Source organism: Mycobacterium colombiense CECT 3035, assembly GCF_002105755.1.
Lineage (GTDB): Bacteria > Actinomycetota > Actinomycetes > Mycobacteriales > Mycobacteriaceae > Mycobacterium > Mycobacterium colombiense.
The window spans coordinates 359058-380037 of the sequence record NZ_CP020821.1 but is presented as its reverse complement, the minus strand read 5'-3'; the positions used below and the strand labels follow the sequence as shown (position 1 = coordinate 380037).

General features: G+C 66.2%; 23 protein-coding genes and 1 pseudogene. 13 read left to right on the top strand and 11 right to left on the bottom strand.

Translation table 11 applies throughout. The annotated features are described in order from the left end of the window. Nucleotides 1-29 precede the first annotated feature (29 nt). Together B9D87_RS01950 and B9D87_RS01945 are read right to left on the bottom strand one after the other, a co-directional pair. Entirely contained in the window at nucleotides 30-773 is a 744-nt protein-coding gene (locus B9D87_RS01950) for an SDR family oxidoreductase (RefSeq protein WP_040631407.1), read from the bottom strand. Between the two features lie 84 nt (nucleotides 774-857). Beyond that, nucleotides 858-1627 (bottom strand): annotated as a pseudogene (locus tag B9D87_RS01945) (SDR family NAD(P)-dependent oxidoreductase). 186 nt (nucleotides 1628-1813) lie between these two features. On the opposite strand from B9D87_RS01945, the gene B9D87_RS01940 reads away from it, so the two are divergent. Further along, nucleotides 1814-3001, top strand: coding sequence for a cytochrome P450 (locus tag B9D87_RS01940; protein WP_007774768.1), 1188 nt, complete (start codon nucleotides 1814-1816; stop codon nucleotides 2999-3001). A gap of 8 nt (nucleotides 3002-3009) precedes the next feature. Here the strand turns inward: B9D87_RS01940 and B9D87_RS01935 are convergent, their stop codons facing one another. After that, nucleotides 3010-3639, bottom strand: coding sequence for a carboxymuconolactone decarboxylase family protein (locus B9D87_RS01935; protein WP_157373236.1), 630 nt, complete (start codon nucleotides 3637-3639; stop codon nucleotides 3010-3012). A 46-nt stretch (nucleotides 3640-3685) separates the two neighbouring features. On the opposite strand from B9D87_RS01935, the gene B9D87_RS01930 reads away from it, so the two are divergent. Next, nucleotides 3686-4501: an SDR family NAD(P)-dependent oxidoreductase gene (locus B9D87_RS01930; protein WP_007774770.1), complete on the top strand. Its 816-nt coding sequence runs from the start codon at nucleotides 3686-3688 to the stop codon at nucleotides 4499-4501. A 32-nt stretch (nucleotides 4502-4533) separates the two neighbouring features. On the opposite strand, the gene B9D87_RS01925 is transcribed toward B9D87_RS01930, so the two are convergent. The 5 genes from B9D87_RS01925 to B9D87_RS01905 all read right to left on the bottom strand — a co-directional run bounded on the left by B9D87_RS01925 (nucleotide 4534) and on the right by B9D87_RS01905 (nucleotide 10078). Beyond that, nucleotides 4534-5712: an acyl-CoA dehydrogenase family protein gene (locus B9D87_RS01925; protein ID WP_007774771.1), complete on the bottom strand. Its 1179-nt coding sequence runs from the start codon at nucleotides 5710-5712 to the stop codon at nucleotides 4534-4536. A 126-nt stretch (nucleotides 5713-5838) separates the two neighbouring features. Continuing rightward, nucleotides 5839-7107 (bottom strand): amidohydrolase family protein, encoded by a 1269-nt coding sequence (locus B9D87_RS01920; protein WP_007774773.1) that lies wholly within the window; start codon nucleotides 7105-7107, stop codon nucleotides 5839-5841. A 13-nt stretch (nucleotides 7108-7120) separates the two neighbouring features. Then, on the bottom strand, nucleotides 7121-8335 hold the full coding sequence (locus tag B9D87_RS01915; protein ID WP_007774775.1) for an amidohydrolase family protein: 1215 nt from the start codon (nucleotides 8333-8335) through the stop codon (nucleotides 7121-7123). A gap of 4 nt (nucleotides 8336-8339) precedes the next feature. Beyond that, nucleotides 8340-9143 (bottom strand): acetoacetate decarboxylase family protein, encoded by an 804-nt coding sequence (locus B9D87_RS01910; RefSeq protein ID WP_007774776.1) that lies wholly within the window; start codon nucleotides 9141-9143, stop codon nucleotides 8340-8342. Beyond that, nucleotides 9140-10078, bottom strand: a complete 939-nt coding sequence (locus B9D87_RS01905; RefSeq protein ID WP_007774777.1) for an SDR family oxidoreductase — start codon at nucleotides 10076-10078, stop codon at nucleotides 9140-9142. Before B9D87_RS01905 ends, B9D87_RS01910 begins: the two co-directional genes overlap by 4 nt. Before the next feature lie 65 nt (nucleotides 10079-10143). On the opposite strand from B9D87_RS01905, the gene B9D87_RS01900 reads away from it, so the two are divergent. Further along, nucleotides 10144-11028, top strand: a complete 885-nt coding sequence (locus tag B9D87_RS01900; protein ID WP_007774778.1) for an IclR family transcriptional regulator — start codon at nucleotides 10144-10146, stop codon at nucleotides 11026-11028. Here the strand turns inward: B9D87_RS01900 and B9D87_RS01895 are convergent. After that, nucleotides 11025-12299: an amidohydrolase family protein gene (locus B9D87_RS01895; RefSeq protein ID WP_007774779.1), complete on the bottom strand. Its 1275-nt coding sequence runs from the start codon at nucleotides 12297-12299 to the stop codon at nucleotides 11025-11027. The genes B9D87_RS01900 and B9D87_RS01895 overlap by 4 nt on opposite strands. Before the next feature lie 129 nt (nucleotides 12300-12428). On the opposite strand from B9D87_RS01895, the gene B9D87_RS01890 reads away from it, so the two are divergent. The 5 genes from B9D87_RS01890 to B9D87_RS01870 all read left to right on the top strand — a co-directional run bounded on the left by B9D87_RS01890 (nucleotide 12429) and on the right by B9D87_RS01870 (nucleotide 15462). Beyond that, nucleotides 12429-12647, top strand: coding sequence for a hypothetical protein (locus B9D87_RS01890; protein WP_007774784.1), 219 nt, complete (start codon nucleotides 12429-12431; stop codon nucleotides 12645-12647). A gap of 86 nt (nucleotides 12648-12733) precedes the next feature. Beyond that, nucleotides 12734-13108, top strand: a complete 375-nt coding sequence (locus B9D87_RS01885; protein ID WP_007774791.1) for a DUF4189 domain-containing protein — start codon at nucleotides 12734-12736, stop codon at nucleotides 13106-13108. A 178-nt stretch (nucleotides 13109-13286) separates the two neighbouring features. Next, entirely contained in the window at nucleotides 13287-14219 is a 933-nt protein-coding gene (locus tag B9D87_RS01880; RefSeq protein WP_238553486.1) for an alpha/beta fold hydrolase, read from the top strand. 323 nt (nucleotides 14220-14542) lie between these two features. Continuing rightward, nucleotides 14543-14887 carry a hypothetical protein gene (locus B9D87_RS01875; RefSeq protein WP_007774796.1) on the top strand — a complete coding sequence of 115 codons (345 nt, stop codon included), beginning with the start codon at nucleotides 14543-14545 and terminating at the stop codon, nucleotides 14885-14887. Nucleotides 14888-15120: 233 nt separating this feature from the next. Beyond that, complete coding sequence (locus B9D87_RS01870) at nucleotides 15121-15462, top strand: DUF732 domain-containing protein (protein WP_007774799.1); 342 nt, start codon at nucleotides 15121-15123, stop codon at nucleotides 15460-15462. Between the two features lie 17 nt (nucleotides 15463-15479). On the opposite strand, the gene B9D87_RS01865 is transcribed toward B9D87_RS01870, so the two are convergent. Together B9D87_RS01865 and B9D87_RS01860 are read right to left on the bottom strand one after the other, a co-directional pair. Next, the gene (locus B9D87_RS01865) at nucleotides 15480-15830 is read right to left on the bottom strand and encodes a DUF732 domain-containing protein (protein WP_007774801.1); all 351 of its coding nucleotides are present in this window, start codon (nucleotides 15828-15830) and stop codon (nucleotides 15480-15482) included. A gap of 142 nt (nucleotides 15831-15972) precedes the next feature. Beyond that, on the bottom strand, nucleotides 15973-16605 hold the full coding sequence (locus tag B9D87_RS01860) for a TetR/AcrR family transcriptional regulator (RefSeq protein WP_052002564.1): 633 nt from the start codon (nucleotides 16603-16605) through the stop codon (nucleotides 15973-15975). Between the two features lie 72 nt (nucleotides 16606-16677). Between B9D87_RS01860 and B9D87_RS01855 the strand changes: the two genes are divergently transcribed. The 5 genes from B9D87_RS01855 to B9D87_RS01835 all read left to right on the top strand — a co-directional run bounded on the left by B9D87_RS01855 (nucleotide 16678) and on the right by B9D87_RS01835 (nucleotide 20941). Further along, nucleotides 16678-17508, top strand: a complete 831-nt coding sequence (locus tag B9D87_RS01855; protein WP_007774805.1) for a mycofactocin-coupled SDR family oxidoreductase — start codon at nucleotides 16678-16680, stop codon at nucleotides 17506-17508. 7 nt (nucleotides 17509-17515) lie between these two features. Then, nucleotides 17516-18337 (top strand): mycofactocin-coupled SDR family oxidoreductase, encoded by an 822-nt coding sequence (locus B9D87_RS01850; protein ID WP_007774808.1) that lies wholly within the window; start codon nucleotides 17516-17518, stop codon nucleotides 18335-18337. Then, nucleotides 18321-19151, top strand: coding sequence for a carboxymuconolactone decarboxylase family protein (locus B9D87_RS01845; protein WP_174320963.1), 831 nt, complete (start codon nucleotides 18321-18323; stop codon nucleotides 19149-19151). Before B9D87_RS01850 ends, B9D87_RS01845 begins: the two co-directional genes overlap by 17 nt. 25 nt (nucleotides 19152-19176) lie before the next feature. After that, a complete protein-coding gene (locus B9D87_RS01840) occupies nucleotides 19177-20640 on the top strand; it encodes an aldehyde dehydrogenase family protein (protein ID WP_007774813.1) in 1464 nt (487 codons plus the stop codon). A gap of 88 nt (nucleotides 20641-20728) precedes the next feature. Further along, nucleotides 20729-20941: a hypothetical protein gene (locus tag B9D87_RS01835; protein ID WP_007774815.1), complete on the top strand. Its 213-nt coding sequence runs from the start codon at nucleotides 20729-20731 to the stop codon at nucleotides 20939-20941. The last annotated feature ends 39 nt before the right edge of the window (nucleotides 20942-20980 follow it).

Here is a 20980-nt window from a genome sequence, read left to right as displayed (position 1 = left end):
CGTGCGGGCCCGTTCGGTTATCGCGGCCCTCAGATGATGGCGCCGCCGTTGACGCCGATGACTTGTCCGTTGACGTAACCCGCGGCCTCGGAGCACAAGAATGAGCACACGGCGGCAACATCATCACCAGACCCCACGCGGTTGGCGGGAATCGCCTTGGCGAGATGCTCGGTCGGCGGCAACTTTCCCTCCCGCTGTTGTTCACGCAGCATTGGTGAATCGATCACGAACGGCGGGACTGTGTTCGCCGTGATGCCCTTGGCCGCATAGTCCAGGGCAAGTGTCTTGGTCATTGCGATGACGCCGCCCTTGGTGGCCGAGTAGTGGCCCTGTGCAGGCGCGCCCCTCTGACCGGCCGCCGATGAGATGGTGACGATGCGGCCCCATCCGGCCGTGACCATATCCGATAACGCGGCCCTAACGCACAAGAAAGTACCGGTGAGGTTGACGGCGAGGTACCGGTTCCATTCGCTGAGAGTGATCTTGTCGAAGCGCGTGAAGCCCGCAATCGCTGCACTCGTAACGAGGATTCCCACTGCACCGAAGGTGTCTCGGACTGTCGCGAAGGCCGAGTCAACGGCATTTTCGTCAGAGACGTCGACGCCGGACGTTAACGCAATGCCGCCGGCGGCCCGCACCTCTGCGGCCACGCTCTCCGCCGCTTCTACGTTGGCGTCCATGACGGCCACCCGGTGACCATCGGCGGCGAGCTTGATGCTGATCGCCCGTCCCAGGCCCGACCCCCCACCGGTCACCACCGCTACTCGGCTCAAATCACACCGTCCCTCGATCCGTGGTCACTATCATGCCGTGCGCTGTACGAGTGTATAGCGTACGTGGCCTGCTGCGCACAAGACTCAGACACCGGCGGGGCCGGGGGCACCATGCATGTACAGGGTCTGGCCCGAACAGAAGCTCGATGCATCGGATGCGAAGAACAAGACGCCGTAACCGATTTCGTCCGGTTCGCCCAGTCGGCCAGCCCGTTGCTCAACGCGATGGCCTCCGGATCCAATCCGTATCGCGCCGCATCGTCGGTCAAGGTGGCCGCCCGGACAGCGCCGACGGCGATGGCGTTGACGCGGATCCCCTTCTTCGCCCACGCCGCCGCCATCGACCCGGTCAGGTTGTTCACCGCGGCCTTGGCTGCGCCATATGGTGCCGCTTGCGGCATCGCCAGAAGGCTTGCGCCGGAGGAGATGTTGACTATCGCCCCCTTGCCCTGATCCATCATCGGCTTCGCCGCCGCCTTCGAAAGATGCCACACGGCCTTGAAGTTCAAGGCGAGCACATTCTCGAAGTCGTCGTCGGGCCATTTGAGGATCGATTTGGTCTCGGCCCCGCCGGCGCAATTCACCAGGACATCAAGTCGGCCGAACTCGGCCATGGTGGTGTCCACCAGCCGGCGGCAGGCTTCGGCCGTCGTGACATCCGTTGACACAGCGACGGCGCGTCGCCCCAGCGCCATCACCTCCTTCGCGGTGGACTCGAGCGGGTCGGGACGGCGGGCTGCCAGCACGACGTCCGCCCCATGCTCGGCCAGCACCAAGGCCGCGCCGCGGCCGATACCCGTACCGCCGCCGGTAATGACGGCGACGCGTCCATCGAGTGAGAATCGACTGCCCATAGCGCTCCTCGAGTTCGTGTGTGGCCGACCCAAGCGGTCACCAGCCCGGTTGTACGATCGTATAGCAGATGCCGATGACGCCGTGGCCGGTTCGCATGGTTGCCTGCCGAACACCAGCTACTGTACGGTCGTACAGCATACGCCTGGTGCGCGCTTTTTCGAATCATCACCCCCAAGGAGCCGAAGTTGAACGATCTGTACTACGACCCATGGGACTTCGACATCGACCTCGACCCCTACCCCACCTACCGCCGCCTTCGCGATGAGTGCCCGGTCTACTACAACGATCGGCATGATTTCTGGGGCGTAAGCCGTTACGCCCATGTCGATTCCGCGCTCAAAGACACGGCGCGACTCAGTTCGGCAAAGGGCGACATCCTGGAAGTGGTCATGGCGGATCCGGTGATGCCGCCAGGCATCTTCATCAACGAAGACCCGCCGCTACACACCATCCATCGAGCCATCGTCTCGCGCGCGTTCACGCCGAAGAAGATGCGCGCGATCGAGGACAAAGTCCGCAATTTCTGTGTCGCTTGCCTGGATCCGCTCGTCGGTGGGGACCGCTTCGACTTCGTACAAGACCTCGGCGCCGAACTTCCCATGCGCACCATCGGCATGCTGGCCGGGATCCCGGACTCCGAACAGCCCGCGGTTCGTGAGCACGCCAACCAGGTGCTGCGCAACACACCGGGCAAGCCCATGGACATTAAGAAGGATCGCTACTTCACCGGTGAGATGTTCGGGGACTACGTCGAGTGGCGCGAGAAGAATCCGTCCGACGATCTGATCACCGAATTGCTCAACGTCGAGTTCGAAGACGAGAACGGTACGACGCGCAAACTGACGAAGCAGGAACTCATCGTGTTTCTGGCCGTGGTAGCCGGCGCCGGCGTCGAAACGACAGGCCGCCTCTTCGGCTGGATGGGCAAGGTCTTGGCCGAACACCCCGATCAACGCAAGGAATTGGCCCAGGACCACGGGCTGATTCCCACCGCCATCGAGGAACTGCTGCGCTACGAACCGCCGGGCCCGCATGTGGCACGTTATGTCGCCACCGACAACGTGACCTTTCACGACCAAGTGGTTCCGGCCGGCAGCGCCCTGTTACTCATGCTCGCGTCGGCCAACCGCGACGAACGGCATTTCGACAATCCCGATAAGTTCGACATCCACCGCAAGCCCGGCGGTCACCTCACCTTCGGCCGCGGCGCCCACTTCTGCGTCGGATCTCCGCTGGCCCGCTTGGAGGGTCGCGTGGCACTCGAAGAGGTGCTCAAGCGGTGGCCGGAATGGGACATCGACCTGGCAGCCGCTCGCCGCTCCCGTACGTCGACGGTGCGCGGTTGGGACAGCATGCCCGCGACCATCGCCTGACGCGAGCGTCACGCTAAGGGCATGAAGCGCGACGTTGGCAACTCCGGCACGCCGCTCGTATCGACACCGTCCTCGACTTGCACACCCCAACTGTTGAACGCCATGGCCAGGCACGCATAGGTGCCGACGACGAGCGGCACCTCGACCAGCTGGCGCTCATCCAGCGCCCCGGCGAGTCGATTCCAGGTATCCGCCTCGATGCGGTAGTGATCCAACATTTCGTCGGTGGCCGCAACCAGGTCGCGTTCCAAGGGCGTCCACGATTCAGAGGAGCCCACCGCAATCGCGGCGACATCGTGAGGTGTCAGTCCGTAACGCTTTGCAAGCCGGACGTGGTGCACCCACTCGTACCGGGCGCGCGTACGCCACGCGACCCGCAGCAGCATCAACTCGCGCGCCCGGTGGCTGATCGCGGGTTGTTGAAGCAGCACGTTACCGAACCGGTTGAACGAACCAGCCAGTGCGGGATTGTGCAGCATCGTCGCGAGCACGTTGGGTGCCTGGCCCGGCTGCTGGAATTTCGTAACAGCCTTGTGCGGAAAGGTATTACGCAAAGCTTCCACGTGCTCGGCATCCCATTTGTCGTTCGGAAGTGGCGCCAAGCGAGGCGCGCTGCCGGTTCGATCGTGCGCAGTCATACGAGCGACTGTACAGACGTATAGCATCGGTGTTACGTTCGGCCTCATGACCCTTGCTCCCGAATCAGCCGGCATAGCGCCCGGGCGCGGTCGACTTCAGGGCCGGCGCATCATCGTCGTCGGCGCCGGAACGCGGCCATCGCCGGACCCGGAAGTCACCATCGGCAACGGCCGGGCCATCGCCGTGCTTTGTGCGCGAGAGGGCGCGCGCGTCGCGTGCGTGGACGTCGACGCGGACGCCGCGGCTCACACGGCGCGCCTCATCGAACAGGAGGGCAACGGTCCGGCGGTGACCGTGGTCGCCGACGTTCGCGATGCCAACGCGTGCCAGCGACTCGTCGACGAAGCAAACGACAAGCTCGGCGGCATTGACGGCGTGGTGGCCAACGTTGGATACGGAGAAGGCAAGGGGCTAGAGGGCACGACACCCGAATTGTGGGACGACATCTTCGCGGTAAACGTGCGCTCGCACTTCTTGATAGCCCGAGCCGCGATGCCGTTGCTCGACGACGACGCAGCATTCGTGTTCATCGGATCGGCAGCCGGACTGAAGGCAGGAACACGATTTCCTGCCTACGACTCCACGAAGGCGGCCCTGTTCGGGCTCACTCGCCACGTGGCCCTCGAGGGAGCACCCCGGCGCATCCGGGCGAACTACGTCATTCCTGGGCCGGTCGACACCCCGCTTGGTCGCGTCGGCGACAGCACCGTGACGGGCAGGACGAAGATCCGTTGGCCTCTCGGACGCCAGGCCAGCGCGTGGGACATCGCTTACGCGACGGTCTTCATGCTGGGCGCGGACTCCGCCTACATCACCGCGCAGTCGCTCGTCGTCGACGGCGGGATCACACAGTTCGGCTGAGCGAGTGCAGCATTCGGTGAATCCGAAGCGCTTCAGCCGCGCGGCAACCCGAGGACGCGCTGGGCGATGATGTTGCGCTGAATCTCAGAGGTACCGCCGGCGATGGTGGCACCGAAGCTACGCAGATACCGGTCGAACCACGTACTGGTGTATGCCTCTAGGTGGTAGGGCGAAAACGAACTGGTTTGGCCTGAGCGGCGCAGCCCGTCAACGCCGGCCGTGGTGAGTGCCGCGTCTGCTGCACTTTGAATCGACTCCGAGCCAAGCAATTTGAGAACCGACATCGAGGACGGGTCGCTGGTTCCACCATTCGCGCGGGCCAGTTCCGCGGATCCGAGCAAGCGTAGCGACCACGTGTCCATGGCGAGGGTGGCGTAGGCGTCCCGTGCGAGCGCGCTGCTTGGCGCCCAGTCATCGAGAAACTCCTCCAGCCGGTCGACGTAGCTGAGCCACAACAAGGTCCGCTCATGGCCGAGTGAGGAGTTGGCGACCTTCCAGCCCTCGTTGATCGCGCCCACCAGATTCTCAGCGGGCACTCGTGCATCGGAGAAGAAGACCTCGTTGAAGTCGACATCGTCGAGCCCACAAGCGGAGGCGAAGGGACGGCGGGTAACCCCCGGGGTATCGGTCGGAATGAGCAGGACGCTGATCCCCTTGTGCTTGGGCGCAGAAGCATCGGTGCGGACCAAAGTGAACAGAACGTCCGCGTCGTGCGCTCCCGAGGTCCACACCTTCTGCCCGTTGACCACGAAGTGGTCCCCTTGGCGGACCGCCCGCGTACGCAGCGACGCAAGATCCGAACCGGCCCCCGGCTCACTCATCCCCAGTGCGGCGACGATCTCCGCCCGCAGAATCGGCACCGCCCACCGTCGATGCTGTTCGGGGGTGCCGTGCTGGATCAGGGACGCGGCAATGATCCCGACCCCCTGCGGGTTGAACGTCTGGTAGATGCGGCGGCGCGAAAGCTCCTGGAGGTACACGTACTGCTCGATGACCGTCGCGTTGCGACCACCGAAGGCCGGCGGATAGCCCGGTTGCAGCCATCCGTTGTCGAACAGGAGACGTTGCCACCGACGGGCCCACGGCGGAACGTCGGCGCTGGAGCGGGAACGCTGCGCTTCGGCTTCGGCCTCGCTGGGCAGGTGTTCGGTCAGGAAGTCGACGAATTCGGCCCGAAATGCCTCGACGTCGGCATCGAAGTGCAGCCGCACAGCGCCTCCTCGTGGTCATCGACTGGCCGCAAGACACTGTACGCCTGTACAGCACGGGATGCCCGGGTGACCCACCCACTCGGTGAATTTCGAAAGCGCTGGCGTCCGCGCTCTGGTCCTCCCGGCTCAGTTCTCCACCAGGTCGGAGATGGGCTCCGCGTCGGTCAACCAGTGACGACCGGCCCGGCGGGCCGCCTCCCATTTGGGGATGCTCACCGCGTCGTCCTGGCCCAGGTCCTCCGGCGTGGGGCCGATGCGGTCGGCCAGCCCGGCGAGGGCATCAAGATCGAAGTTGTAGATGTCGGCCGCCGCCAGGCCCAGCATCTGTCGCGTCTCCTCGACGGGGATGTCCCAGAAGGACCGGCGCAGCCAGTCACGGGTGTGCGGCCAGGTTCCCTCCGGATGGGGAAAATCATTGCCCCACAGCAGGTTTGCGACACCGATCTCGTAGCGCCGCGCCAGCTCCCTGCGCTCGGTGGTGGTCGCCCCGATGAAACAATTCCGGTCGAAGTAGGCCGAGGGCGGCATCGTCAGGTCGCCCTCCATCATGTGACTCATCTTCTTCGCCGAGTGCTCACGCAGATACCGCGTATCCATCAGCCAGAGAAGATCATTGGCCCAAAAGGCACCGCACTCGGTGACCCCCCATCGCAGCCCGGGGAAGCGCTCGAACACGCCGGACCACAGCGCGAACCACAGGGGCCGGGCGCCCCACCAGCGCACCTCGGTGACATAGATGCCCAGGTGTCCTCCGTACTCCTCCTGCGGGGCGGGGCCCGAATGGGTGTGGACCGGCATCTGCAGGTCTTGGCAGGCGGCCCAGACCTTGTCGTAGCGACGGTCGTGGTAGGGCGGGTAGCCGACCCAGCGCGCCGGAATCAGGATCCCGCCCCGCAGTCCGGACTCCGCCGCCCGGGTGATCTCGGCGACCGCCGCGTCGACGTCCGCCAGTATCGGCACGACCGCGACGCCGGCCCGCCGCTCGGGATTGTGGCTGCACAACTCAGCCAACCAGCGGTTGTGGGCACGCGCCCCGGCCATCGCGCGCCCGGGGTCGAGGTCACCCGACTGGCCCAGGCCTGCCCCGAACGGTGCCCCGGCTACCCCGGTGACGGCGTCGGCGTCGGGAAAGATGACCTCGCCCACCACCCCGTCGCCGTCTAATTCCTTGTCCCGCAGGCCTACATCCCATCCGCCGGCGATGCCGTCACCGTGCTCGGAGAACCACTGCTCGGCAAATTCCTCGTCGATGAATCCGCCCGCCTGGGCCGCGGCGGTCTTCTCGGCCAGGTAGGCCTCGAAGTCCTCCCGGTATTCGGGGTCGACGTATTCGCGGTACCGCTCCGTCGGGAGCTCGGCGTGGGTGTCCGCGGAGATGATGATGTAGGGGTTCACGGTGGACCTTTCGCTACCAGGTACGGATGGGGTCGGGTTCGAAAACGGTGCTGCGCGCGTCCGCGGGCACCGCCGCCAGCGGCTCGGCGACCTCGGCCACGGTCGGGCCGATTCGGTCGACCAGAGGCGCGAGGGCGTCGAGGTCGAAGCCGTACACCGTCGCCGCATTCCCGCCCACCATGGCCGCCACCTCTTCCGCCGGGACACAGGAGAAGGTGTGGCGCAACGCCTCTCGGGTGTAGGGGGCGGTCCCCTCGAAATGCGGGTAGTCACTCCCCCACATGATTCGGTCGACGCCGATTCCGTACCGCTCCGCGCATTCCACCGGTCGCATGAAGCTGGCACCGACGTAACACTGACGCGACCAGTACTCGCTGGGCTTGAGCCTCAGCGAGCCGGCGGTGGGCCCGGCGAAGCGCGCGATCGCCGAATTCGCCCGGCCGTACCGGGCCGCCGCGACGTCGAGCGAGTCCAAGGTCGCCGGTATCCACCCGGCGCCCTGCTCGGTGAAGACCACGGTCAGTTCCGGATGGCGATCCAGCACACCACTGAAGATCAAGTGCCACAACGCCCGATGCGCCCACCAGTGTGTCTCGTACACCCACACCGCGAACGAACTGCCCCACCCGTCCGTCGGGGTCGGTCCGGCGTTGCCGCCGTGGTGGTTGACCACCAGGCCGGCCTCGTCGCACGCCGCCCAGAGCGGCTCCCAGTGCTCGGCGTAGAGCGCGGGAATCCCGGTGCCGGGTGCGACTCCGGGCAGCAGCACACCGCCGCGCAGCCCCAGCTTGGCGATCTGCGCCACCTCGGCGACGGCTTCGTCGAGGTCTGAGAGCAGGATCTGGCCCACCCCCGCGCGCCGCTCGGGCGACAACGAGCAGAAGTCGGACAGCCAGCGATTGTGCGCCCGCAGCCCGGCCCAGCGCAGCTCGAGTTCCCGGGCGGTCTCCGGCGGCGGCGCGGCCAGGCTGGCCTGAGGAAAGAACGGCGGCACGGTATTGGGGAAGATGACCTCCCCCGCGGTCCCTTCGGCATCCAGATCGGCGTTGCGCCGATCGCTGTTCCAGTTGCGCTCCGCCTCGGGCTCGGTGAGATCACCGAACGGGTTGACGAATGTCTTTGCCCAGCCGTCGAATTCGTCCCGGTATTGCGGATCGAGGTACTCGCGGTAGCCGAGCAGGTCGGCGCCGGCGTGGCAGTCGGCCGAAATGACCGTGTACCGCTCCATCGCGCTATGCCCGGGCCGGTTCGGGCCGAGGGGCGGCGAGCAAGGCCACGTCGTCGTAGCGCTGGTGCACGTAGGGCAGCAGCCATTCCTGCGGCACCCGTGCCGCGATCCGGCCCACCTGGATGGTGCGCCGGCGACACCAGGTGATCGACCGGATCTGGCGAACGACGATGTCGGCCACCGGATCCAACGGCGACTCGCCCAACTCGAGGGTTCCGTGGACGTTCTCCAGCAGCTCGTAGTGGCGGTGGTACTCGCCGTACACCAGGTGGGGGTCGGTGATGCCGCCGCCGTCGGGGGCGCGCAGGAATTTGAAGTAGAACTCGGTGTTCATCTGGTCGGGCGGCAGCTCGGCCGGGCCCTCGACGCGGCCGCTCACTGTGATCAGCGGGTAGCCGAGCCGGTCAACCACGGCGGTGATGCGGTCCGCGTCGCGCTCCACCGCGATGTGGGCCAGTTTCTTTGGCTCGCCGAATGTTTCGCGGCCGCCGGTGACCGACTGTTCGGTGGACTGGGGCATGAACAGTGGGTAGTCGCCCTCGCGTTCGCCGTGCCGGGCGGTCACCGAAAACACGGCCGACCCGAAGGGCGCCATGCCCTCGATCCGGACCCGTTGCAGCTGGATTCGCACCAGTGGTTCGGCCGCAGGCTCCAGCGGTTTGGGCAGCACGGCCGCGACAATCTCGGGATCGGTGCGGTAGGTGACCGTCACCGCCTCGGTGGCGATGGGCGCCTTGGTGGCATCGATCTCGTGGTCGACCTGCGCCTCGGGTGGGCGGGGTCCGTAGCGAATTACCTTGCTGCTCACCGCTTTTCTCCTTCCGGTTCCGCGTCGCCTTCGGCATGTCGGCCGAGGACGTCGACCAGGTAATCGGGCGCGCCGCGATTCAGGATCGATGCCGCCTTGCGGCTCACCACCTCATCGGCCGGCGTGGGCGGACCCATCATCCAGAAGCGGTCCGCCAGGATTCCGTCCATTACCTGCTCGGCGACGGTCTCGAGCGGGGTGAACTCGACATGCGCCCCCGCGGTCTCGAACCGGGCCACCACCTTCGCCAGCGTCTGCTCCGGGGTGCGACGTTCCTGGGTCACGGCGTAGCGCTGCGGCCGGTGCCGCCACGACTCCCAGATGCCGGTGTTCAGAAAGCCGCCGGGGAACAAGACATGCGCGCGAACCCGCGTTCCGGTCATCTCCAGGTGCGTGTAGAGGCTCTCGGTCAGGCAGAGCACCGCGGCCTTGGTCATCGGGTACACCGCGGTGGCCGGTCCGCCCATGGCCCCGCGGGCGATCGGCGCGAATCCGCCGTTGCCCGAACAGGTGTTGACGACGTGCCCTTCGCCCTGCTCGAGCAGGAGGGGCACGAAGGCCTTGATGCCGTGGATGACGCCCAGCACGTTGACGTCGATCCCCCAGCGCCAATCGGCGAGGTCGTGTTCCCACATGTACCCCTCGGAGACCCCGCCGGTGCCGGCGTTGTTGCACACCACGTGCACCGCGCCGAAGCGAGACACCGCCTCCTTGGCCAGCGACTCGACCGACGAGTAATCGGTGACGTCGGTGACCACCCCGGCCACGTCGACGCCCTCGTCGGCGAGTTCCCGGGTCGCCTTGTCCAGCGGTTCGGCGAGGACGTCGGCGAGCACGACCTTCATGCCCTCTTGACCGAAACGCCTGCCCATGGCCCGGCCGATGCCGCCGGCTCCACCGGTCACGACCGCCACCTTGCCCGGAAGGTCCTTCATTGTGGCCATCGTCACATGGTCGCGCATAACACCGCAAGTAGTCGCACTATGCGACTATTGCGGCTATGGCGCCGCGCCCCTCCCCGCAGACCGAACGGGTCGTGAACCTGTTCGAGCAGCTGGCGCGCGATACCGGCGGGGGCATGACCTTAGCCGAGGTGTCGCGCCACCTGAGCGTGCACAAGGCCAGCTGCCATTCGATGCTGTCCGAATTGCTCCGCGCCGGCTGGCTGCTGCGCGACCCGAACCGCAAGACGTATCACCTCGGTCCCGCCCTGGTCCGGCTGGGCCGGGAGGCCGCGGCCCGCTATCCGGCCCTGGTGTTGGCCCGCTCCGCGATGGCCGAGCTGTCGGCCGCGACGGGCGCGCACTGCGTCGCGTTCTCGGTGAGCGATGACTACTCCACCGTCGTCGATCAGGTGCGAAGCCCGCACGGCGGCGGTCACCCGATGCCCATCGGCACCCAGTTCCCCCACCGCCCTCCCTATGGCGCATCGACCGTCGCCTGGGCCGGGCCGGACGCTCGAGAGAGTTGGCTGGGCGCGCTGCCCGACGACGTGCGCGATCGCTACCGCCAGGCCATCACCGCCGCCCAGCGGCGCGGCTACGCCGTCGGTCTGCACATCCTGCCCGATCTGCGGCTGCGGGAACTGGCGCAGATCGTGCGCACTGCCGAGGTGCGGTCCACCCGGCTGAGCCGGCTGGCGCAGGAGTTGACCGACGAACTCATCCATCAGGAGGAGTGGTTTCCCGTCGACCTGGACCCGGACCGCACCTACGAGGTGAGCCACATCGACTCCCCGATCCTGCAACGCGATTCGCGCATCGCGCTGATGCTCAGCCTGGTGCCCAGCGCCGCGCCGATGAGCGGCGCGGCGGTCACTCACCTGGGCGCCCAACTCTGCACTGCGACACGGCGACTCAGCGCCGCCTTGACCGAAGACGCTTAGCGTCGCTGCGGGGCCAGCCGCTTGAGCGCCAGCCCGCCCTCGAACGGTCGGTAGCCGAACGCGGCCGGCGCGCGATAGCCGGTGTCCTCCAAGGGCGTGTGCACCTCGGCAACGGTGGGGCCGATCTTGGCAGCCACCGGGGCCAGTGCGTCGAGGTCGAATCGGTACAGGCGACCGGCGTTGCCGCCCAAGATCTTTCGGCAGTCATCCTGCGGCCTGTCGTGCAGGGCCCAGCGAATGGCCAACTTGGAGTGGGGCGCAAAGCCTTCCTCGTGCGGATAATCGCTACCCCACATGATGTGCTCGGGCCCCATGAAGTCGATCATCGAGCCGTCGAAGGGCATCAGCTCGCTGGCCAGATAGCAGTTCCGCTGCACGTATTCGCTGGGAGTCAGGGTCAGCGCATCGACGGAGGATCCGCCGAACATTCCGTAGGTGCGGTTGCCGGCGTCGGACTTCATGGTGGGCACCATGGCGTCGAGGACGCCGAGCTGCCCGGGCACCCACAGCGTGCCCTGCTCGGTCGGCACGAACCGCAACGTCGGATGGCGCTCGAAAACCCCGGCCAAGATCAGGTGACCGAGGGTGCGCTGGGCCCAGATCGCCATCTCGGTGATCAACACCGCGTTGGACGCCGGCTGGTCCATCGGCATCTCGGGGCTGCCGGCACCCGCGTGCTGCACCACCGTCAGGTCCAAGTCCGCGCAGAGCGCCCAGATCGGTTCATAGCGGGTGTGAAAGAGCGGGGCCACGTGCGGGTCACCGGGCGAGACCGCTGGAATGAGCACGCCTCCAAAGCAATCCTGCTCCGCGCCCCAGCGGATCTCTTCCAGCGCCAGCTCGATGTCGTTGGGAAAGATCTGAATCAGCCCGCGGCGCCGGGCCGGAGCCAGCGAACAGAAGTCGATCTGCCATCGGTTGTGCGCCTGCACGCCGGCCCAGCGGTTCTCGAAGTCCGCACGAGTGCGGGGCAGGCTGATGGTGATGTTCGGGGTGCTCGGGAAGAACGGCGGAACGGTGTTGGGCAGCAGCACCTCGGCGGCCACCCCGTCGGCGTCCATCTCGGAGATCCGCAGCTCGTGGTCCCAGTTCCGGGCGGCGGTGGCGACGATCAGATCGTCGAACGGGCTGGCGTAGGCCTTGGCCCAGGCGTCGAACTCCTCGTGCAGCCGCGCCGGCAGATACGGTTTGTAGCCGTACAGATCCGCCCCGGCGTGGGTGTCCGTCGAGATGACGACATAGCGATCGAGCGTGTCCCAGGTTGTAGCCATCGCATCCTCCACGAGAGTATGCCGAGTATAGAAGAAACGGATCGGCTCGCGAAGGCCGAATTTCGTTCGTGAGACCCGCAGGTGGCCCGAGGATTTCGTGGCGCGCAGCCACCGGAGCACAATGTGGGCGTGAGTTGGACGAGGTACACGGGCCGCGCGGACGCCGATATCGCCCTGGACGGCGACGCGCTGCATGCCGAGCTCGAAGACCGCATCCGCGTGGATAATCCGCACCTGACCGACGTCCGGCTCGAGCGGGCAACCGCGACCGAGGCTTTCGACGCCGAACCCAACCGGCGCTGGTACGAGGTCACCTACCTGGCCGAAGACCCGGAAGACAACTCGTAGCCCGGCGACGCGGCGGCCCATTCGCCCGCGCGGTCGCCGCCGTCGGCGCTAGATTCCTCTCCTGAGCATTGCAAAGGAGTGAAGCGGTGCGATCGATCATTGCCATCGTCGTTGCGGTCGTCAGCGGGGCCGTCGCGCTGCCGGCGCCGGCGGCCCGGGCCGACGACGCCTTCGTTGCGCTGGCCGTGTCCGTCGGGACCGGACGAGCCGCCGGCTGGGGCACCGGCGGCAGTCAGGAGGAGGCGAACCACATCGCGCTGGCCCACTGCACCGCCGAAGCCGGCGACCCCTGTGAGGTCGTGGCCGGCACGCGCAACGGGTGCGCATCGGTCGCGTTCGACCGCGCCTCCGGCCGGTTCCAGGGCGGCTCGGGTCCCGACACGACGGCGTCCGCGAACGACGCGCTGGCCAAGCTGGGCTCACCCAACGGACGGGTCAAGACCACCCACTGCTCGTCCTGACATGCGCAGTGCGTACCAAGCTCAACCAATCAGGCCTCGCAAGCGATCTGCGTGGAGTGCCGAGGAGTCGCTCAATGGAAGATTCGCGCTCCGGCGTCAAACTCATCTGCCGCTACACATTCACGTATCGACCGAACACCGAGGCCTACTACTGTGGCCTCAATGCTGCACTCCCGCATTGACCAAGGAGTTGCCATTGGGCTTGGCTGACGGGGGGTTTAGGGGCGCGAACGCGCAGCGGCGCTATTTGGCGGTGTATGACGAGGTGCGGGGCTTAAGTCCGCAGCCGGACGTCGTGCACGATGTTCCAACGACGTTTGGCAACGTGCGGGTATATCAGCACGGGCCAGACCGCGGCGTTCCCGTCGTGCTGATACACGGGTTTTTCCTAACCTCAGCCATGTGGTGGGGGCAAGTCACGGGCCTGACCAACGACTTCACCGTTTATGCGATGGATATGTTGGGTCAACCCGGAGCAAGCATTCAGTCGAAATCAATGTCTACGCCCGCAGAATGCGCACGCAGCATCGATGCGGTTCTGGAGGGGCTGCGGCTGCGCGATGTGCATCTGGTTGCGCATTCGTATGGGGGTTGGCTTGCCACGCATACTGCGGCGCGCGCACCGCGTCGGTTGGCGACGGTAACACTGGTTGATCCTGCCAGCACGGTGACTCGACTCTCCGCAAGGTTCTGGTTGAACCTCGCGCTCCTGTTGTCGCAGCCGCATTCCGTACGGGCGCGACGCGCTGCGCAGTGGGTCACGGGAAACCCCGTGCCAGGCAGTCGCGTCGATATGCTCGCAGGACTGTTCGTGGCCGGATTCGCCGCCTTCGCACCACCATTGAGTACGCCCCCGCTGCTCGTCCCTAGTGATCGTTTGCTGGGCTCGGTGCATCTTCCTGTCCAGGTACTTCTGGCGGGCAACACAATTCACGATTCAGAGAAGGCGCTTCGGCGGATACAGTCGTTGGTGCCCGCGTGGCGGTATCACCTGTGGCCCAAGGCTTCACATGCTCTGCCGGCGGAGGTTCCTGACGAAGTGAATGCTTGCATCCGTCAGTTCGTGATCGAACACCATAACGGCGGTGCTAGCAGTACAGCCGGCGCGTGACGCTCGGTTTCGTCGCGATGTCACTGTATGCATGCTGGCCGAATCATCAGTTGCCACAGGGGGATTAATTTCGGACAGCGCGACGTCGTGCGGTCCGCAAGATCCAACGCGATTGCCGCAGGCCTTCTCGGAAGATCTCTGATCAGCCAGCGTGCCTCCCGGTTCGCCGAGTCGATAACACGTCTATGCGCGCTCGACGGGACGGTAATTCCTGACCGCAATTTTTTCCATTTCGAGCCGTAGACGCCTGACGAGGGCAAAAATCAGGGTCAAGGCATCGGGCTGCCCGCGTCACTGATCGGCTCATGTCTGGAAGAAATAACGTGAAGTACAAGAATGCAGTCCTCACCGCCAGCCTTATCGGCTTCACAACAGCCTCGCTGTACGTAGCCGCCTCGGCCCGCGCCGACGTATTTATGGTTTGTCCCGATGGCCATGAAGGTGTCGTCGGCGGCCACACAACGTGCGCGTTCGCCGAGAACGTGCGCCGCGCCTTCTATGCGTCGGGCATGAATGATGAGATAGTCGCCTACTCGCCCGCCACCCTCGACCGGTACGAAATGACCTGTTTCGGCCACTATCTGGCCACCTTCAATGATGGCGAACAACACATCTCGACCCACTGCATCGGGGGCGACAACAACACGGCCGAAGTAGTGATTTGGTAAGGACACAAAATGAAAAAAGCAGCGAAACTCAGACTCGCTCTGCTCGTTCAAGCTGGCTAGCCGTGGGCGCGGATGGCGCCTAGGCCGACCCGGACAATCCGAGCGATCAGCACGCTTTCTGCAAGACGGTGACATTGCCAGGGCAGTAGCGGACCAGAGGACACGATTCGACTATCGTTCAAAGAGTCGTCCTTGACCCGCCGCCGATTTGGCCCGCGCACCGAGGAGAGGCCATGACCCCGATGAAGGCTGGAAAGTGGTCGGCCGTGTGTGCGGTGTTCCTGTCCGCCGCCGCGCTCGGCGTCGCGACGCCGGCCGCAGCGGATGACACGGACGACGCCTTCATCGCGAACCTGGCCAAGGGCGGAATCACCATGCCGGACAACGCTGATGCGGTTGGGACGGCCCGCATGGTGTGCAGCAACCTCGATACGAATCCCACCGCACCCGTGCTGGCATTTGTGCTGGCGAGGGACAGCTTCCTGTCGCCGAGGCAAGCCGGCTACTTCGTCGGACTCTCGGTGGCCACCTACTGCCCGCAATACAAAGACAGGGTCGCCTCTTCCGCCAGCTGAAGAACTTTCGGCAAGGCTCAGCAGTGATCGGTCCAGCATCGCTGCAGCGGGCAGTAGGTCGAATGCGCAAGGCTCACCATGGATCCGACCTCTCCGAACGTCACGTTCCTCGGATCCAGGGTTTGGTGGATGCTCTGGGCGATCTGGTCGTACGTCCAGCCCCACCCGATATCGTCACAGATCAGGCGGCCCATTCCGGTGAGGGCGGCGTCGTGCTCGGGCGGCCAGCTGAAACCGGCGCCGCGCAACTGAGCCAGGTACGCGTCATCGAGGGGGTCGGCGGTAGCGACCGCGGCGCTGGCGACGAGCGCCGCGCCCGCCAGGACGGGGACGGCCAATGCGGCCAGCCGGCGAGGTGAGGACATCATGCGCTTCCCTTCTTGTGGACGTTCACGATGCCGTCGACCCATAGCGGCATGAAGACGAAGAATAGGGACGGCCGGGAAAATGTAGCTTATAAACGGCTGAATAATCGGATTCCCGCGCCACCAACGGCGCCCGGCTTCGCCGTCAGCCCGGTGTCACGCCGGCGGAACCATGCTCGTACGCCGTGGTCAACCAGAACACCGTGCGTTCGATCCCCGGCACGATTTCGGTGACGTCGATCTCCCCCTGCGCGAACCGGGTGAGCAATCCGTAGACCACGCCGGTGAGGATGAGCTCGAGATCCTTCGCGAAGCCCGGCTCCGCTTGCGCCAGAACGGCTTTCGCAACGGGCACCACGGCGTCGACGCCGCGCTGGATCAGGCGCTTTCCCCCGGGGCCCGAGCGCGCCTGGAAGTAGGAGCGCAGCATCAACGGATGGCGTTCCCAGGGTTCGAAGATCGTCCTCATCACGTGCATCAGGTCCACATAGATCGACTCGCCGGGCAGATCGCCGATCAGCGACGGCAGGCGCGCATAGCGATTGGCGTCCATCCACCCGTCGAGGGCCGCGACGATGAGTTCGTCGCGGGTGCGATATCGCTTGTAGATGGTCGCCAGGGAGACCCGGGCCCGCCGGGCCACCTCGCGCAGCTGCACGGCCTCATAGCCCTCGTTGTCGAGCATCTCGACAACGATGTCCAGGATCGGATCGGCCTGCCGCCCGGAACCGCCCTCCGCGGGCCGCGCCGGGACCCCTTTTGCCGTCACAGTAACCATGTTACTGTGCGTACCTGAGTAACGGCGTTACTCTGCCCTGAACTGGGGCGATGAACAGAGAGGACGAGCGCCGTGGGGTCACTAGATGGCAAAGTCGCCTTCATCACCGGGGTGGCGCGCGGCCAGGGCCGCAGCCACGCGGTACGGCTCGCCCGCGAGGGCGCCAACATCATCGGCATCGACATCTGCGCCGACATCCCCGCCAACGGCTATCCGATGGCCTCCCATGAGGAGCTGGACGAGACCGTGGCGCTGGTCGAAGAGGCCGGCGGCAAGATGCTGGGCACGGTCGCCGACGTCCGCGACTTCGAGCACGTCAAGACAGCGATGGACGCCGGCGTCGAACACTTCGGCCGCCTCGACATCGTGCTGGCCAACGCCGGGATCGCGCCGCTGGCGTTTCGGCAGCTGAGCCTCGCGGAGGAGCTGGCGCAGTGGCGGGCGGTCACCAGCGTCAACCTCGACGGGGCCTACCACACGGCATGGGCGGCCGTGCCACACCTGTTGTCCGGCAACCGCGGCGGGGTCATCATCTTCACCAGCTCTACCGCCGGGATCAAGGGCTTCGGTGGGCTGCAGGGCGGCGGCCTGGGTTATGCGGCATCCAAGCACGGCATCGTGGGGCTGATGCGCACCCTGGCCAATGCGCTTGCGCCGCTGAGCATTCGGGTGAACACCGTGCACCCGACCGCGGTCAACACGATGATGGCGACCAATCCCGACATGACCGAATTCCTGGAGAAGAATCCCGGCGCGGGCCCCCATCTGCAGAACCCGATGCCCGTCGGGATGATGGAACCCGAGGACGTCAGCGCCGCGATCGCCTACCTGGTCTCCGACGACGCGAAGTACGTCACCGGCGTGACCTTCCCCGTCGACGCGGGCTTCTGCAACAAGGTTTGATACGCGGATGACAACGAACAACGCAACGGGCCGGGTCGCGGGCAAGCGGGTCTTGGTCACCGGGGCCGCCCGCGGCATGGGCCGCTCGCACGCGGTGCGGCTGGCCGAAGAGGGCGCCGACTGCATCCTGGTGGACATTTGTTCCACACCAGAGGGTTTGGAATACCCGCTGGCCACCGAGGACGACCTGAACGAGACCGCGCGACTGGTCGAAAAACACGGCCGCCGGGCGATCGCCACAGTCGTCGACGTCCGGGACGAGGCCGCCATGAAGTCGGCGGTCGACGCGGCCGTCGACGAGCTCGGCGGGCTCGACGGCGCGGTCGCCAACGCCGGCGTGCTCACCGTCGGCACCTGGGACACCACCACCGCCGAACAGTGGCGGCTCGTCCTGGAGGTCAACCTCATCGGCGCCTGGAACACCTGCGCGGCCGCGCTCCCCCACCTGGTCGCCCGGGGCGGCGGGAGCCTGGTCAACATCAGCTCGTCGGCCGGCATCAAGGGCACCCCGCTGCACGTGCCCTATACGGCGTCCAAGCACGGTATCGTCGGGATGACCCTGGCCCTGGCCAACGAGCTTGCCGCACAGAACATTCGGGTCAACACCGTGCACCCCACCGGGGTGGCCACCGGGATGGCGCCGCCGAGCATGCACACGCTGATCGCCGAGCAGCGACCCGACCTGGTGCCCATCTTCCTCAACGCCCTGCCCGCACCGCTGATCGAAGCGTCCGACGTGAGCAACGCGGTGCTCTACCTGATATCGGATGAATCCCGTTACGTCACAGGACTCGAACTGAAAGTCGACGCCGGTGTCACGATCCGATAAGGCTGCGATGCACGACGGTGCGCGACACGAACGTGGGGTGCGCACCTTCGCCGAGGTGATGACGATCGACCCACCCGACGGCGACAGCCCGTACGCGGGCGGGTTGATCGACTTCGTCTTCGGCGAGGTGTGGTCGCGACCGGGCCTGAGCCGCCGCGATCGACGGTTCGTGACACTGGCCTGTGTCGCGGCCGCCGACGCGCAGGCCCCCCTGGAACAACACGTCTACGCCGCACTCAACAGCGGCGACCTCACCATCACCGAAATGCGGGAAACCGTATTGCATTTCGCCGTCTACGCGGGCTGGCCGAAGGCGTCCCGGTTCAACATCGCGGTGGACATGCAGTGGGCCAAGATCGCCGAGGCGCGCGGCGAGCCACCCCCTGCCCCGGAACCGTTGCTGCCGCTGGTCACCGCCAGCGACCCCGAGCAGCGGCTGCGCGGCGGCGAGGAGTCATTCAAGCAGATCAACTGCCTGCCGTTCGCGCCGATGCGCGACAACCCGTACTCGGGCGCGGGCATCTTGAACTTCGTCTTCGGCGAGATGTGGCTGCGCCCCGGCTTGGGCATGAAGGAGCGCCGGCTGATCACCGTCGCCTGCGTCGCCTTTCAGGACGCCGACATCCCGATCATGTCGCACGTGTACGCGGCGCTGAAGAGTGGCGACGTCTCCTTCGAGGAAATGGACGAACTCGCACTGCATTTCGCGGCGTACTACGGATGCGCCAAGGCCGAATACCTCAACCAGGTGATCGCCGAACAGAAACAGCGGGTGACGGCCGAGAAGCAGGCCGAGCACACGCCCGTCGGCTGACGCCACAACGGAGGAAGACTCGCCCATGACGGCAACCGCGTCCTCACCACCGCGCTCGGGGGCGTTACTCATTGGCGGAGAACGGATCACCACGGCATCCGGCGGCACCCACGAGCACGTCTACCCCGGCACCGGCCGGCCCAACGCGACCATCCCGATGGCCGGCGAGAGCGAGATCGACAGGGCGGTCGACAGCGCCCGGGAGGCGCACCGGGAATGGATGTCCTATCCCGTCGACCGCCGGCGCGACCTGCTGTTCGCGTTGGCCGATGTGGTGCGCGACCACTTCGCGGAGCTCGCCGAGCTCAACGTGCACGACTACGGAGTCCCGATCTCGGTGGCCGGTAACTCCGTGCTGACCGAACGATTCCTGCGCTACTACGCCGGTTATGCCGACAAGGCGCACGGGGCGAGCACGCCCGTCGCCGGCGCCTTCGACGTCAACCTCGTCGAGCGCGAACCCTACGGCGTCGTCGGTGTCATCGCGCCGTGGAACGGGCCGCTGGTGGTCGCCGGCGCGGCGGTGGCCCCCGCGCTGGCGGCGGGTAACGCGGTGATCCTCAAACCCTCCGAGCTTGCGTCGTTGGCGCCCTTGCGGTTTGGTGAACTGTGCCTGGAGGCGGGCCTGCCGCCGGGACTGGTGAACGTGTTGCCGGCCGGACCGGCCGGCGGCGACGCGCTGGTGCGTCATCCCGGGGTGGGCAAGATCCACTTCACCGGCGGGCAGGGCACCGCCCAGAAGGTGCTGCAGGCCGCGGCGCACAACCTCACCCCCGTGACCGCCGAATTGGGCGGCAAATCCGCCTATCTCGTGTTCGCCGACGCCGACCTCGACATGGCCGCCGTCGTCGCCGCGCACCAGGGGCCGATCACCCAGGCCGGCCAAAGCTGCGCCTGCGCCTCGCGGATCCTCGTCGAGGCATCCGTGTACGTCCCCTTCGTGGAGAAGCTCGTGGCGACGGTGCGGGCCGCCAAGATCGGTGATCCGTTGCGACCGGACGTGATGCTCGGCCCCGTCATCACCGAAGCCGCCGCCGATCGCGTCCTCGCGGTCATCGACCGGGCGGTCAGCGAAGGGGCCGGTGATCTGGCCACCGGCGGACGGCGACTGGGTGGTGCGCTGGCGTCCGGCTACTTCATCGAGCCCACGATCTTCACCAACGTCGACAACCGCTCCACACTGGCGCAGACCGAAACCTTCGGTCCGGTGGCGTCGGTGATGCCGTTCGGCGACGAGGCCGAGGCGGTCCGGATCGCCAATGATTCCCGCTACGGCCTCAACGCCTTCGTCGCGACCTCCAACCTGGAACGTGCACACCGTGTTGCGCGGCAGCTACAGGCGGGCTCGGTGTGGGTGAACAGGCACAGCGACATCGAGCCCCAGGGCCCCTACGGCGGCTACAAGCAGAGCGGGTTCGGCCGCACCGGTGGCGCCGAAGGCCTGTACGAGTTTCTGCAGGTGAAGAACATTCGCATCGGCATGAGCTGACGTCGCGAATTTCAGCACCAACCAGCAATGGTTGCCGTGAAACATTGTGCAAATCAAGTATTTCCGCTATAGGGGTAGAGTCGCGGGCATGAATTTGGTCGAGTGGCTCAGGACGCCCCGCTACCTGCGGACGCGTTTCATGATGGAAACGCGGCCGTTGAACCGCCTGGAAATGGAGATCGTGTTCCTCGAGGTCGCCGCCCGCGACGCCCTGGTGCGCCTTCCGGTGGCGTTCATGATCCTGCCGAAGAGCCCCCGCCCCTGGCGCGATGGTCCGTCCAACCCCGAACAGGCCAAGTAGCGGTTCCGCACAGGCGGGCGGGTCGCGGCGGCGGAACCA

What these genes read in the sequence shown, in the direction of transcription:
- B9D87_RS01850 (WP_007774808.1), top strand. Translation starts at nt 17,516, where the DNA reads ATGACAACGAACAACGCAACGGGCCGGGTCGCGGGCAAGCGGGTCTTG.
- B9D87_RS01900 (WP_007774778.1), top strand. Translation starts at nt 10,144, where the DNA reads ATGGCGCCGCGCCCCTCCCCGCAGACCGAACGGGTCGTGAACCTGTTC.
- B9D87_RS01865 (WP_007774801.1), bottom strand. Translation starts at nt 15,830, where the DNA reads ATGATGTCCTCACCTCGCCGGCTGGCCGCATTGGCCGTCCCCGTCCTG.
- B9D87_RS01935 (WP_157373236.1), bottom strand. Translation starts at nt 3,639, where the DNA reads ATGACTGCGCACGATCGAACCGGCAGCGCGCCTCGCTTGGCGCCACTT.
- B9D87_RS01905 (WP_007774777.1), bottom strand. Translation starts at nt 10,078, where the DNA reads ATGAAGGACCTTCCGGGCAAGGTGGCGGTCGTGACCGGTGGAGCCGGC.
- B9D87_RS01840 (WP_007774813.1), top strand. Translation starts at nt 19,177, where the DNA reads ATGACGGCAACCGCGTCCTCACCACCGCGCTCGGGGGCGTTACTCATT.
- B9D87_RS01930 (WP_007774770.1), top strand. Translation starts at nt 3,686, where the DNA reads ATGACCCTTGCTCCCGAATCAGCCGGCATAGCGCCCGGGCGCGGTCGA.
- B9D87_RS01870 (WP_007774799.1), top strand. Translation starts at nt 15,121, where the DNA reads ATGACCCCGATGAAGGCTGGAAAGTGGTCGGCCGTGTGTGCGGTGTTC.
- B9D87_RS01915 (WP_007774775.1), bottom strand. Translation starts at nt 8,335, where the DNA reads ATGGAGCGGTACACGGTCATTTCGGCCGACTGCCACGCCGGCGCCGAC.
- B9D87_RS01835 (WP_007774815.1), top strand. Translation starts at nt 20,729, where the DNA reads ATGAATTTGGTCGAGTGGCTCAGGACGCCCCGCTACCTGCGGACGCGT.
- B9D87_RS01895 (WP_007774779.1), bottom strand. Translation starts at nt 12,299, where the DNA reads ATGGCTACAACCTGGGACACGCTCGATCGCTATGTCGTCATCTCGACG.
- B9D87_RS01860 (WP_052002564.1), bottom strand. Translation starts at nt 16,605, where the DNA reads ATGGTTACTGTGACGGCAAAAGGGGTCCCGGCGCGGCCCGCGGAGGGC.